The sequence below is a fragment of the Rhizobium sp. USDA 3886 genome (assembly GCF_056279785.1).
In genome coordinates, this window is the sequence record NZ_JBWCDC010000002.1 from 501614 (window position 1) to 514726 (window position 13113).

General features: G+C 61.8%; 13 protein-coding genes. 5 read left to right on the forward strand and 8 right to left on the reverse strand.

Annotated features, from left to right (window positions below; genetic code table 11):
* From ACZ9BX_RS22690 to traA, 3 genes are read right to left on the reverse strand one after another with little or no spacing between them, the layout of a single operon-like run.
* Nucleotides 1-1167 (reverse strand): conjugal transfer protein TraB, encoded by a 1167-nt coding sequence (locus ACZ9BX_RS22690; protein ID WP_132568423.1) that lies wholly within the window; start codon nucleotides 1165-1167, stop codon nucleotides 1-3.
* Entirely contained in the window at nucleotides 1157-1720 is a 564-nt protein-coding gene (gene traF / locus ACZ9BX_RS22695) for a conjugative transfer signal peptidase TraF (RefSeq protein ID WP_087003564.1), read from the reverse strand. The genes ACZ9BX_RS22690 and traF overlap by 11 nt, the downstream gene beginning before the upstream one ends.
* On the reverse strand, nucleotides 1717-5043 hold the full coding sequence (gene traA, locus ACZ9BX_RS22700; RefSeq protein WP_132568422.1) for a Ti-type conjugative transfer relaxase TraA: 3327 nt from the start codon (nucleotides 5041-5043) through the stop codon (nucleotides 1717-1719). Before traA ends, traF begins: the two co-directional genes overlap by 4 nt.
* 255 nt (nucleotides 5044-5298) lie before the next feature.
* On the opposite strand from traA, the gene traC reads away from it, so the two are divergent.
* The 4 genes from traC to ACZ9BX_RS22720 all read left to right on the forward strand — a co-directional run bounded on the left by traC (nucleotide 5299) and on the right by ACZ9BX_RS22720 (nucleotide 8401).
* Entirely contained in the window at nucleotides 5299-5595 is a 297-nt protein-coding gene (gene traC, locus ACZ9BX_RS22705; RefSeq protein ID WP_132568421.1) for a conjugal transfer protein TraC, read from the forward strand.
* A gap of 4 nt (nucleotides 5596-5599) precedes the next feature.
* A complete protein-coding gene (gene traD, locus ACZ9BX_RS22710; protein WP_165928322.1) occupies nucleotides 5600-5815 on the forward strand; it encodes a type IV conjugative transfer system coupling protein TraD in 216 nt (71 codons plus the stop codon).
* A complete protein-coding gene (gene traG, locus ACZ9BX_RS22715) occupies nucleotides 5802-7805 on the forward strand; it encodes a Ti-type conjugative transfer system protein TraG (protein ID WP_244564731.1) in 2004 nt (667 codons plus the stop codon). Before traD ends, traG begins: the two co-directional genes overlap by 14 nt.
* 134 nt (nucleotides 7806-7939) lie before the next feature.
* Nucleotides 7940-8401 carry a thermonuclease family protein gene (locus ACZ9BX_RS22720; protein ID WP_087003609.1) on the forward strand — a complete coding sequence of 154 codons (462 nt, stop codon included), beginning with the start codon at nucleotides 7940-7942 and terminating at the stop codon, nucleotides 8399-8401.
* A gap of 203 nt (nucleotides 8402-8604) precedes the next feature.
* On the opposite strand, the gene ACZ9BX_RS22725 is transcribed toward ACZ9BX_RS22720, so the two are convergent.
* Nucleotides 8605-8889, reverse strand: coding sequence for a hypothetical protein (locus ACZ9BX_RS22725; RefSeq protein WP_244564730.1), 285 nt, complete (start codon nucleotides 8887-8889; stop codon nucleotides 8605-8607).
* Nucleotides 8890-9431: 542 nt separating this feature from the next.
* Here ACZ9BX_RS22725 and ACZ9BX_RS22730 point away from each other — a divergent pair.
* The gene (locus ACZ9BX_RS22730; protein WP_087003606.1) at nucleotides 9432-9707 is read left to right on the forward strand and encodes a WGR domain-containing protein; all 276 of its coding nucleotides are present in this window, start codon (nucleotides 9432-9434) and stop codon (nucleotides 9705-9707) included.
* 48 nt (nucleotides 9708-9755) lie between these two features.
* Here the strand turns inward: ACZ9BX_RS22730 and ACZ9BX_RS22735 are convergent, their stop codons facing one another.
* The 4 genes from ACZ9BX_RS22735 to ACZ9BX_RS22750 all read right to left on the reverse strand — a co-directional run bounded on the left by ACZ9BX_RS22735 (nucleotide 9756) and on the right by ACZ9BX_RS22750 (nucleotide 12863).
* Nucleotides 9756-9929: a hypothetical protein gene (locus tag ACZ9BX_RS22735; protein WP_165928320.1), complete on the reverse strand. Its 174-nt coding sequence runs from the start codon at nucleotides 9927-9929 to the stop codon at nucleotides 9756-9758.
* Nucleotides 9930-10694: 765 nt separating this feature from the next.
* A complete protein-coding gene (locus ACZ9BX_RS22740; RefSeq protein ID WP_165928323.1) occupies nucleotides 10695-11006 on the reverse strand; it encodes a DUF736 domain-containing protein in 312 nt (103 codons plus the stop codon).
* Nucleotides 11007-11354: 348 nt separating this feature from the next.
* Entirely contained in the window at nucleotides 11355-12410 is a 1056-nt protein-coding gene (locus tag ACZ9BX_RS22745; RefSeq protein ID WP_132568420.1) for a Fic family protein, read from the reverse strand.
* A 141-nt stretch (nucleotides 12411-12551) separates the two neighbouring features.
* Entirely contained in the window at nucleotides 12552-12863 is a 312-nt protein-coding gene (locus ACZ9BX_RS22750) for a DUF736 domain-containing protein (protein ID WP_087003875.1), read from the reverse strand.
* Nucleotides 12864-13113 lie beyond the last annotated feature (250 nt).

Sequence of the window (13113 nt, forward strand, 5' to 3'; positions counted from 1 at the left end):
TCAGGTGTTGAAGGCAACAACAAGCGGTTTTGCGAAGAGCTTCGCCCAGGCCGTCGTAGCGGCGCGCTGGATGGCGACGATTGAGGTCCCTTCGGTCCACCAGCCGTTTCCGACGGCGACGACAAAGTCCGGATCGTGCAGCATGGCTTGCAGGATCGGCCAAACGATCAGCTGCTCGTAGCAGATCAGCGGCGCTGCCCGGCTGGCACCGATCGGGACGACCGGGTTCGCAAAAAAATCCGCCCTGGCACCGCCACTCTCCCCGAACAAGAAACGCCACGGCTGCCACATCGAACCGGGAACCGGCATGCGTTCGCGATAGAGGATGCTGCTTCCGCCCTTCCCGTCGATCGCGACGAGGACATTGTCGTAGCCGGTGGCATCGAGCACCGTTGCGCCGGCGATGACCGTCGCATCGGTATCGCCGGACGCGCTCGTCCAAAGCCGCGCCACGGTCGGTGTCCAGAAACCGAGCGCAGTTTCCGGCAGCACCACGTAGCGTGCGCCATCACTGGCCGCATTCCGCACCGTTGCGATCAGGTCACGCTGGCGGTGAAGACCGGCGTTCCGACCGAGCGAAGGGCCCAATTCGAGGTCGACACCGCGCCAGCCATTGGGTAGACCCGGCTCTGTCCACGATGCGGCGGACCACAGCCAAAGGCCTGCGAAGGTGATGGCGACAGTTGGCCAAATGCGGGTTACGAGGCCCGCAAGGCCAGCTGTCATGCAGCCAAGGCCCCACCATCCCAATCCCGGGAACAGAGCACCCGCAGCCGTAACTGGATGAGCCCAGCCCGTGACACCGAAAGGCGGAATCGACATGATGATGGCTGCCAGAAGATAGCGAAACGGACGAACTCCGCTGTTCTTCGTCCAGAGGACCGTATGCACGGCAACGAAGCTCAAAGACGCGCACAGCCAGAGCAGAAGGCCCGGCCAGACGTCCGACGAATAGAACGCCGCTACGCCTTGCGGCAAACCACGTGATGCGGCCAGGAAATATCCGGCGGAGACAAGTGCCGCCACCAATCTCGTTCGCGCGATCGACCACAGAACGGGAAACCCCAGTGCGACAGGAAGGAGCAACACATAGCCGCTCCAGCCCATCATGCCGATCGCGATCGAAGCGAAAATCAACAGCGCCGGCCGAAGGTAGTCACGGCTCATAGGTGAACACCTCTTGCGCCCGACCGAGAATGCCGGAGATCGGCACCGGGCCAAAATACCGGGAGTCATAGGAGCCGGGGAATGCGGAATGCAGGAAGACATATCCTGGCGGTACGATGCCGCTCGGAAAGGGCGTCAACGGCCGGCCTTTTCCATCTCGTAGTGCGAGACTGGAAGAGGAAACCTCCCGCCCATCTACGCTCACGCTGACGCCGATTTCGACATGCTGTCCTGCAACGGCGATCACTGTCTTGATCAACGGTGCGACGCCGCCTGGGCAGGAACCAGAACGGAGATAGCCTCGTGCCCTCGCTGCCCGCATCGCCGCGGTTTCCGGCGGGCAGATGAACAGGAGGTCGTCGACTGCTGCCGGTCGATGGAGCGGGATAATGCGCCACAGGCCGAGTGGCTCGCTCGGTGTCAGATTGATGCGGTAGCCGCCGGCGACGGCAGTCACCACCAGCAGGATGGCGGCCACCGCCGCCATCGACAGAACCACAATGGCTCGTCGTCGCTGCGTGGTCATCGACCGGCGGGTTGCAGCCCCGGTCATTTCAGCGAGAGCCCTTGGCTCTTGGTTTGCCGCAGCGTCTCGGCCTGCTTGAGCGCTTCCGTCGTTCGTTCATAAGCGGCAAGTTGCTGGACCAAACGCATGGAATTCCACGCAGACTGGACCTCCGCCTTCTGGCCGGCCGTCATTCCTGCTGTGACGGTCTCGAAGGTCTTGCCATCAGTGTCTTTCGCAGCCAAAGGCAGGAATGTCCGTTCTCCGAAGCGCTCGGACACAGCCTTAGCGAAACCTTCGAGTTCGGCCTTCACCATTTTGTCGGCCAGCGCATATTCGAGGCCTGCCGGAAGATCGTTGCGATCGATCGCATCGCGCACGCGTTCGAGCGTTTGCTTGGCCGCTGGAGAGAGCGCCGGGATGTCGACCGAAACCTTGAGTCGGACCGCGCGCTCCTCCGTCTCATGTTTAAATTCGGCCTCGGCCCGCTCACGAAGGTAGCGTTCAAGATTTCGGGCGAGCGCCGGCACATTGGCAACTGCTTTATCTCGATCCTGCTTATCGGCGCGGCTGGCGAGAAGACCTGTCTTGCCCTTGAGGGCGCCGAAGCTCTCTGGCTCGCCGGCAATCTTTGCGAGGGTGGACTGCGCCACCGACTGGTCTTGGACCATCGCATCGACATTGATGGCCTTGAAGGCCGCTTCCGGCTGCGCGTAGACGAGATGGAAGCGGGTCGAGACGTCCTCCCATTGTTTTTTCAGACCGGGATCGGCGGCGAGCTTGTCCTCGACAGCCTGCTCGAGCGATTTCGGGAAGGTGGTGATGCCTGACACCATGGGCTTGGCCTCCTTGATCGTGTTCGGGATTGCTTGCTTGCTGCTGCCGCGGACCAGTCCGAGCGCCGCGCCGATGGCGGCAAGACGGGCGCCGAGATCGGCGAGCTTCTGTTTCTGCCGGACGGTCCATTCGAGACGATCGCGCGCGATCGTGCGGGCGACGTTGACGAGATGAAGGCCGCGGGCTTCCGCGAAGTGTAATGCCTGCCGGTAGAACGACGCCTTCTCGTAATCGAGGGTCGTCTCCTTGGCGTTCCGGCGCGACAGGATCGGGATAAGGCCACCGGATTTGGCAAAGGAGCGGCGACCGTAATAGACGGCGAGATCCTCGCGATGGCGTGTCATAGCAACGTAGGTGAGATGACGGTCCAGCGACAGCGAGGCCAGCACTTTCACGCGGTCGACGGTCGCGCCCTGGCTCTTATGGATCGTGGTCGCATAGCCGTGATCGAGGTTGCTGTAGAAGCGCTGCTCGATCGTAACCTGACGGCGGTGCTCGCCGTCACCGATCTCCGCAACGATCCGGCCAGGTACGGCTTCAAGCACCTTTGCGAGCATGCCGTTCTTGACGCCAAGGCTGCCCTCGTTCTTGAGGAACATGATCTGGTCGCCGGTCGCGAACATGCGGGTTCCGTCCTCTGTCTTGAACGGAAATCCGTCTGCGACGACGCCGCGCTCGACCAGCTTGGCGCGGGCCATATCGTTGAGCTTTCGGACGTCGCGGCGAAGGTGTGCGAGGATCAGGCTGGTCTTCGAAGGGTCGTAGTCGTGGTTCCAATCGGCAATGAGGCGTTCGACCGCTTGCGCCTTGAGGTCCAACCCCCTGACGTGCCCATTTGCGCGATAGGCATCGACCGCTTTGGCGACGTTGCCGCGCGCCAGATCGAGCGAGGCGTCGCACATCCATTGCTGCCGCTGACGATAGATGGTTTCGAGTTCGGCATAGCCGATCCGGTCGGCAATCGCGCGGAAGGCGGCACCCGCCTCGATCGGCTGAAGCTGTTCGGGGTCGCCGACCAGAACCAGTTTCGCACCGGCCTTGGTGACGGCTTCAACGAACAGCGCCATCTGCCGCGACGACACCATGCCGGCCTCGTCCAGCACAAAAACCGTCTTGTCGTCGATCTGGTTACGGCCCTGGTTCCAGCGCAGCTCCCAGGACGACAGTGTGCGGGAAACGATGCCACTTTCCTTCTCCAAACCTTCGGCGGCTTTGCCAGCCAATGCTCCGCCGACCACACGATAGCCGGCCGTTTCCCACGCCTCGCGCGCAGCCTTCATCATCGTCGTCTTGCCGGCGCCGGCGCGGCCGATAACAGCGGCAATCCGCGTGGCCCCGGCGACATGTTCGATGGCAGTTCGCTGCTCATCCGACAAACGGGCATGCCGCGCAAAGGTCGCCTGCAGCACCACCTCACGGACGCCATGGGAGGCGCGACCGGAGAGCCAGATCGCGCGATTGGCCATCTCGGCTTCAAGCCGGATCATCTCGCGCGTGGTGTACTTCGCGGGTTTCCGAATACCTGTCGCAAAGGTGATCCGCTCGCGTTCGAGCGGGAGCGCTTCCGGACTTTGCAGAATGCGGACCATCAGACTTTGGAACAGAGCGACATCGTCGATATAGCGATACAACACCTTCGCAACATCGCGTTCGTCGAAGACGCTCTTCTCCCGGGTGATCAGGTCGAGCACAATCTCCGGACGGCGCTGGATGCGCCGCGCGTTCTCGCTGCGGCGCTCCTCCTGAAGCTCGACGCGTTCGAGCTTACTCGCCGAGGTCTCCCGCGGCCGATCGGATTGCTCCGCCTTGCGCTCGATGGCTTTGACGCCGACGCCGAGGTGAACGGTCGGCTCAAGCGGAATACCCTGCTTTTCGAAGGAACGGCCATCCATGTGGATATCCAAACCAGCAAGCGCCAGATGTTTGTTCTGGCAGGCAAACCAGCCGTCGCGAAACGCATTGAAATCCTCAGTGCTGCCGGCCCATAGCTCATAGACGATCTTGCCGGCGTCATTGCGGATCGGCTTGCCGTCCGGGGCGAGCACCGCGACCTTCTTCGAACCGAAACCGTCTTCGGTCAGCGGGCGCAATGTGGTCATGAGGTGGACATGAGGATTGCCTGGAGCGTCGTGATAGACCCAGTCGGCGACCATGCCCTTCGCAGTGATGTGCCGCTCGACAAAGTCGCGCATGAGCGCGATGTTCTGCTCGGCCGTCAGCTCGAGCGGCAGGGCTATGGTGACGTCCTTGGCGAGCTGCGCGTCGGATCGCTTCTCGAAGCCCTCCACCTTATTCCAGAAGGCCTCGGATGCCCCGGCGACCGAGCGATCGGCAATCATCGAACGCAGCCATTCGGGCGAGTCTGCCGGAATGACGAACTCCTCATGCAGGAGGCCTTGCTTGCGGGTGTAGTCGATCGTCCGGGCTTCCCGCTCAAACTCCATCTTAGCGCAGTGCCGGTAGGCCGCCGACAGGACGGCGCTGCGGCCGGAGCCACGGGCGACGACGCTGACGGAGAAGTGAGGGACGGCCACGGCGAAATTCCTTCCCGCTTGCGAACAAAATCAATGAGTTCGTCAGAAGCGAGAGACCCGGACCGGGCCTCAGCAAGGGCGTCGCGTCAGCGACGTATAATTGCGCCCTTGGAAGCCGCTCCTTCGGAACGGCCGGGATCATTCACCAAAGCATCGCCGTTGGCGATTGTAGGATTCACAGTAGTGCGTTCGCTACTGAAGTTCCGGAAACTGGCTTCGAAAGACACGCTTTCTCAGCCATGGAGACAATCGGACATGAAGAAGCCCTCCGCGAAAATCCGCGACGAAATTGCCAAACTGCAGGAGCAGCTCAAGATTGCCGAAGCCCGGGAAGCAGAGCGGATTGGCCGGATTGCGCTTAAGGCCGGCCTTGGTGAGATCGAAATCGACGAGGCGGAGTTTCAGGCTGCGTTTGAGCAACTGACGAAACGGTTTCGCGGAGGGCAGGGCGGTACGACCGGAGGGAAAAGGGGCGCAGGCGATAGCAGCGGCGCAACGTCGACCACGGCGGTCGAGTCTGGCCCGAATGCGGGCAGGGCTGGCGAGGCTTGAGCGCATGGCGAGGACTTTGACATCCGACGCCCGCAAGAAGGACACGCGCGAAAAGATCGAGCTCGGCGGCCTGATCGTCAAGGCCGGTCTGCGCTACGAGAAGCGCGCGCTGTTGCTGGGCGCGCTGATCGATACAGCGCGCCGCATCAAGGGTGACGATGGCGAGCGCTCCAGGCTCACGGCAATCGGCGTGGAGGCCTTCGGCAATGACGATCAATAGGATTGCGCTCGTTGTCGGGCCAGCGGCGTTGATGATCCTGGTCGTCATCGGAATGAACGGGATCGAGCAGTGGCTTTCAGGCTTCGGAAAGACCGAGGCCGCACGACTGGCATGGGGGCGGGCGGGCATCGCGTTGCGCTATGTCGCCAGTGCGGCGATCGGGATTGTTTTCTTGTTTGCGAGCGCCGGCGCGATCGACATCAAGCAGGCAGGTTGGGGTGTCGTTACCGGATGCAGTGGGACGATCCTGATTGCGGCTGCACGCGAAACGGTGCCCCTTGCCGCTTTCACGAAGTCGCTTAACGACGAGAGGTCGGTCTTGGCCTATCTCGATCCAGCAACGGCGATCGGAGCGGGCGTAGCACTCATGTGTGCCTGCTTCGCACTCCGCGTCGCGCTCATCGGCAATGCGGCATTCGCACGGGCGGAGCCGAAGCGCATTCAGGGCAAGCGAGCCCTGCATGGCGAAGCGGATTGGATGAAGCTCACAGAGGCGGCGAAGCTGTTTCCCGATACTGGCGGCATCGTCATCGGCGAGCGCTATCGCGTCGACAAAGACAGTGTCGCGAGCCAAGCGTTTCGAGCCGATAGCGCTGAGACGTGGGGCGCCGGTGGCAAGTCGCCGTTGCTGTGCTTTGATGGCTCCTTCGGCTCGTCGCACGGGATCGTTTTTGCCGGTTCCGGCGGTTTCAAGACGACGTCAGTGGCGATCCCAACGGCGCTCAAATGGGGCGGCACGCTGATCGTGCTCGATCCATCGAACGAGGTCGCACCGATGGTCTCCGCGCATCGCGGCGGAGCGGGGAGGGACGTGTTCGTCCTCGATCCAAGGAAGCCGGACGGCGGCTTCAATGTCCTGGACTGGGTCGGCCGTTTTGAAGGTACGAAGGAAGAGGATATCGCCTCGGTCGCATCATGGATCATGAGCGACAACGGAGGCGCGCGCGGTGTCCGTGACGACTTCTTTCGAGCGTCAGCTCTCCAGTTGCTCACGGCACTCATCGCCGACGTCTGCCTGTCCGGTCACACGGACGAGAAGGATCAAACGCTTCGGCAGGTGCGCATGAATCTCTCTGAGCCGGAGCCGACACTGCGCAAACGGCTGCAGGACATCTACGATAATTCGGGCTCGGATTTCGTGAAGGAGAACGTCGCAGCCTTCGTCAACATGACGCCGGAAACCTTCTCCGGCGTCTATGCCAATGCCGTCAAGGAGACACACTGGCTTTCCTATCCGAATTATGCCGCCCTCGTGTCGGGAAAGAAATTCTCGACCAGCGACATCGCGGCGGCAAACACCGACGTCTTCATCAACATCGACCTTAAGACGTTGGAGACCCATTCCGGTCTTGCGCGGGTCATCATCGGCTCGTTTCTGAATGCGATCTACAATCGCGACGGACAAATAAAGGGGCGCGCGCTGTTTCTCCTCGATGAGGTCGCCCGCCTCGGCTACATGCGGATCATCGAGACCGCGCGCGACGCCGGCCGCAAATACGGGATCACGCTGACGATGATCTATCAGTCGATCGGCCAGATGCGCGAGACCTATGGCGGCCGCGACGCAGCAAGCAAATGGTTCGAGAGTGCCAGCTGGATTTCGTTCGCGGCCATCAACGATCCCGAGACCGCCGATTACATCTCCCGACGCTGCGGCATGACCACGGTCGAGATCGACCAGGTCAGCCGCAACTTCCAGGCAAAGGGATCGTCTCGAACGCGCTCGAAGCAGCTCGCGGCACGACCGCTCATCCAGCCGCACGAAGTTCTACGCATGCGGGCCGACGAGCAGATCGTGTTCACAGCCGGCAACGCGCCGCTGCGATGCGGCCGCGCCATCTGGTTCCGCCGCGAGGATATGAAGTCATGCGTTGGCGAGAACCGGTTTTATTCGATGGGCGGAAGGGAGAAGGAAGGTTCGAATTCGACGCCTGCGGTAAAAGCCAATGAAACCAAACCGACTGTAACGTCTGCCGGCGAAGAGGGATGAAAAGCTTGGCGCAAAAGAACGTCATACCGTTCAGGAAAAATCGGAAGGTCGCGAATGATCGTCCCGGCATCAATGCGTCGCGATCGACGTTACGTCGTCACCGTGGCGGTCGTGGCAGAGGCATTCCGATCACCATGGTTTGGGCCGTGGTGATCGGCGCCGCCGGCTGGCTGTACCTCGATCACAATGGCCATCTCGACAGCGCTGCTGTCTTCGCCAAAGCGCCGGCACAAGATGCGCTATCGGCGTCGTTCGTGTTCTGCGGCGACAGCCGTCGCATGAACTGCGTCGTCGATGGCGACACCTTCTGGTTCGGGGGCGAGAAAATCCGCATCGCCGATATCGATACGCCTGAACTCAGCCCGCCCCGCTGCGAGGCTGAACGGATCAAAGGTGAAGCGGCAAAATCCCGCCTGATGTCGCTGCTCAACGCTGGAAAATTCTCCCTGGTGGCCGGGTTCCGTGACGAAGACAAGTACGGTCGCAAACTTCGCACCGTGTCTCGTGCGGGCCATTCATTGGGCGATGCTTTGATCAAGGAAGGGCTGGCACGCTCATGGGACGGCGCGCGCCACGGATGGTGCCAGGACCAGTGACAGCGATTACGGCTATTCTGCGCGGGAGAGGGATAGGGGTTTGGGGAGAGGGTGGAGGGAACCGTCTCTTTCCTCTGAGAGGAAGTTTGAAGGAGGGGCTCGCCCTTCCTTCATGGGGTGAGGTGAGACGGGCGGCAGAGCCACCCTTTCAGAGCCGATCCGGCCGGTCGATCCGGCGGGACCGGCTCACAGGTAGCCAAAGATCAGAGGCGGCGAGCCGCCTCTGATCTGGAGCTCAATCCTCGCCCGGGTCGAAAAAATGGCTCCCCGTCCTCATGGCCGATATGCCACCGTTTGTCAGACCACCTCGACGGGAGGTAGATCTCGTCCCCACCGAAGTGCGCAATGATGATCTTGTCCGCCTCGTGGAACAATCCGAAATCGACCCTGTTGTCGATTGCCCGAAGCAGCGCCGCAGACAGAAACTCGCGCGAGATATCGGCGGGCAGATGCACTTCCGCATCGAAATCGTCGCGCAAAACGCTCAAGCCAATCCGGCCGTTGATCCGCTGCCTGGTCTTCGCCAATCGGCTGAGTGATTTGATGCTTTGTCATCAGGAGTCTCCTTTTCGTTTCTGACGAAAGGTGTCCGCACCGTAGCCCGTGAGGGGTCAGGGACCGCGGAACGCGGCCGCCGAGCGGCAAGCGGAGGAGCCGATTTTGTCTGTGCCGCTTGCGGTGCAGGCAATATTGGAGGGGCCGCGATGTGCTTGACCCCGGAACGGCGGGTGCACAATTGGACGTCAGAGAGAGATAGAACCGCGTCCTGAAGGGACGCGACCGCTTGCCATCTCCGATGGCCGTAGGACTTTCCGGCTGTCTCCGGACAACGATATTTTGCTGAGGCATGCTTCCTGCTGCGAGAGGATCGTGACCCGACTGGGCGTGCGGACTCCGATCGCAGCGCGACTAGAGCCGTGCGCGTCGGCGCCTCGCCCGGGCCCGACTCTTCACGGAAATGAATCGGTCGCAATTGTTCGATTCACATATGTCGTTGGACGTGTCAGGGGCATGCCGCGATGATGTCAACATGATCGCACAGCCTTACCAGCTCTACATCGAACGTACTGACGAGGCGAAGAACATGGCTCGCTTCTATGCCATGCAGATTTCCATGTCGCTGTTCGGTGAAACCTGCCTGATACGTCGCTGGGGGAGGATCGGGACATCGGGGCAAATGATGATCCATCATTTCGGGCGGGAGGAAGAGGCCGTCAGGCTGTTCCTCGATCTGACACGACAGAAGAGAGCCCGTGGCTATCGACCGAGGACCATTGCCCAGCTGCCGTCAGCTGACCAACGATGACGCCCGCGGCGCAACAATGCAAAGGGCCGCTGAAGCGGCCCCGGCGCGTCATTTGCGGCGGTTCCAGTCGGTCTCGAACGAAACGTCGATCTCGATGAACAAGGGGATCTTAATCGAAAGCTTCAGACCGAGCTTTCCCTTGCGGAAGAAATGACAGATCACCTTCCCGAGATTGCGGAGCCGGCGGCCCGTGGCTGCGAGGAACTGGGCGAGTTGTCGCATGGTGGGTTCTCCTTTCGAATTGCTGATATCGCGGGGATCGACTGCAGACCTCGAAGGAGGGTGGCACCGGAACGGTCGAAGCGGGAGCGGAGAACCTGGTCGCCTGAGTTTTGAGTGGGCGAGGAGCCGCCTGCGGCGGGGAAAATCTGGCGGCGTAAGGTTGCGTCCTGACGAAGGGGATGCATCATCCCCAGATGCAGATAACAGTCCGTCGAAAGGAGAGAGGCGACGGCTCGGTCAGCCCTCTACGGCGAGTGCTTGAATTGGGGCAGGGAAGAAGCCGCCTCAGAAGGGCGGCTCGGCCTCGATCACACCGACCTGTTCGGCCAGGTGCACGGCGAGCTAGGCCCGGGCAAGGTCGAGTTCGGTCTCGATCTGGCGGCGCTCGGCTGCGTCGCATGTGTTCTTCAGCTCGGCGCGTAGTTCTTCGATGTGCTGTTCGATCGTCATGGTCTCATCTCCGTGAGTTCGTGAAAGACGACCTGCAGGGCGGGACGGGCTGGCGGGGTCAGGGATCGCGAATGCGACCGCCGGAGGCGGCGGGTGGGGGAGCCGATTTCGTGTTGGCGCCACAGGCGGCGGTGCGAAATTGGGGGTAACCGCTCGTCCTTGACCCCGCCACCCCGGCCCGGCAACATCGGCGATCTGAGCGGCTATCCCCATTTCCGTATTGCGCCGAAAATGCCGGGACCGGGCTCGACGCCTGGTTCCGGCTTCACATTTCGGTGGAAGAGGCCCCGCCCGATGGGCGGAGCCTCGAGGAGCTCAGTCGCGATTGGCGCGAGACCAGATCAACTGGTAACCGTCCTCGCCTTCGACCTCGGCCAGCGTTGCGTAGATCGGAGCCGGGAAGCTCGGGTCGTCCAGCTTGACCGAGAGGTAGTCGCGGTCCGTCTGTTCCGAGCGCTTCTGCCATGCGGCGCCGAGCTCGACGTTGCCGGCGTAGATGCGGAAGTGCGGGCCCTTGTCGGAGGGGTTCTCGATGCGGGCGATACGGGCTTTGACGTTGAGGGCGAGCGTGCGGATCGAGCCGGAGAAGCCGTTTTCGGTGGAGGTGAAGGTGCCGATGGTAGCCATGTCCAAGTTCCTTTTGCTGTTTCGGGCCGCTCCATTGCGGCCTCGATGGCTGTCGCAAGGACCGGGGACGATCGGACCGCACCCAATGGGCCGAAATGAAATGGAGGGCGGCCGGGAGGAACTTTGTTGCCGCGCGAGGAATGGCGGCGCCGCCGCCAGGGGAAGAAAGTTTCGGATGGCCGTTGCGGGAGGACGATCGAGGCGAAGCCGCTCTCCGGTCAGACATGCCTCATCGAGCCCGCAGAAGGGAGCGCCGCTAACGTCAGGCAAAGGGACGTGGCAATGGCCGCCGCACACAGTTGGGCCGTGCTCTGGTCTCGGCGTATTTGCGGACCAATCACTCCGGCCTTAGTTCAGGCCGTACCAGGTCCCGCGACCCGCTCCATGAAGGGTAAGATGCCCCTGCTCGGTCAACGCCCGAAGATGATCCTTGACGGTGTTGCGGCTTGCGCCTGTGGCCTTGGCCGCGTCCATCACCGTAACCCGCCCACGCTCACGCGCCAGTTCGAGGATCGCGACCGACAGCTCCGGCAGGTCGCCCAGCAGGATACGTTCACGCTCGATCTTGCGCTCGAGCCGCTGCTTTTGGCGCTGCAGGCTCCGGAGGAAAAACTCGACCCACGGATTCCAGTCCTGTTGGTCTGTCCGGATTGTGCCTTGCGTTCGACGAAGCGCGAGGTAGTAGGCTTCCTTGTTCTGCTCGATAACGCTTTCCAGGGAGCTGTACGGCACGTAGGAATAACCCGCCCGAAGGAGGAGCAGAGTGGTCAAGGCTCGCGATAGGCGGCCATTGCCATCCTGGAAAGGATGAATTTCCAGAAAAACCACAACGAAGACAGCGACAATGAGCAGAGGGTGGAAGGTGCCATCCTTCTCCTGTGCCTGTTGCCAGGCCACCAGGTCCGACATTCGACCCGGCGTGTCGAAGGGGGAAGCTGTCGCGAAGACGACGCCCAGGCTTCGTCCATCTTCGTCGAAGGCTTCGACATTGTTGGCAAGGGTTTTCCAGTTTCCCCTGTGTCGCTCATCCTTGGTCGAGTGAGCAAGCAGATCCCGATGGAGTTGGCGGATGTGATTTTCGTCAAGCGGGATCGCGTCGAAGGCGGAGAAGACTGTTTCCATCACCTCGGCATAGCCTGCGACCTCCTGTTCGTCGCGGCTGGTGAACGAGCCGATACGGAGGTTCGAGAGCAGCCTTTCGACTTCGCGGTCGCTTAGTTTTGCGCCTTCAATGCGGGTCGACGAGCCGATGCTTTCGATCGTCGCCACCCGCCGCAAACTGGACAACCGGTCGGGCGCGATGCGGCCGAGCGCTCGCCACGCACCTTTGAATTCGTCGATCTCGGCGATCAACGACAGGATCTCAGGCGTGATACGCAATTTCGCAAGATTAAGGACTGTCATCCATTATCCCATCCGTTTCCATCCAAATGGGATATGGCACATCGAGATCCATTTTTCCATCCATTTTCATCCAATATGAACTAATGGACGGCGGAAGTCACAACGAGGAGGCCCCGCCCGGCGGGCGGAGCCTCGAGGAGCTCAGTCGCGGTTGGGGCGCGACCAGATCAACTGCAGCCCGTCCTCGCCACCGACTTCGGCGAGGGTGGCGTAGATCGGAGCGGGGAAGCTCGGATCGTCCAGCTTGACCGAGAGGTAGTCGCGGTCGCTCTCGCTGGAGCGTTTCTGCCAGGCCGCACCCAACTCGACATTGCCGGCGTAGATGCGGAAGTGCGGCCCCTTGTCTGAGGGGTTGTCGACGCGGGCGATGCGGGCCTTGACGTTGAGTGCGAGGGTGCGGATCGAGCCGGAGAAGCCGTTTTCGGTGGAAGTGAAGGTGCCGATGGTAGCCATGTCCAGGTTCCTTTCGCTTGTTTCGGGCCGCGCCCTTCGCGGCCTCGATGGCTGTCGCAAGGATCGGGGACGATCGGACCGCACCCCGAAGGGGACGAAACGAAGTGGAGGGCGGCCGGGAGCGGCTTTCTTGTTTCGCGAGGAATGCGAACGCAGTGCGCAGGGGAATAAAGTTGCGGACGGCCGTTGCGGGAGAACGATCGAGGCGTAGCAGGTCTCCGATCAGACATGCCTCATCGAGCCCGCGGAG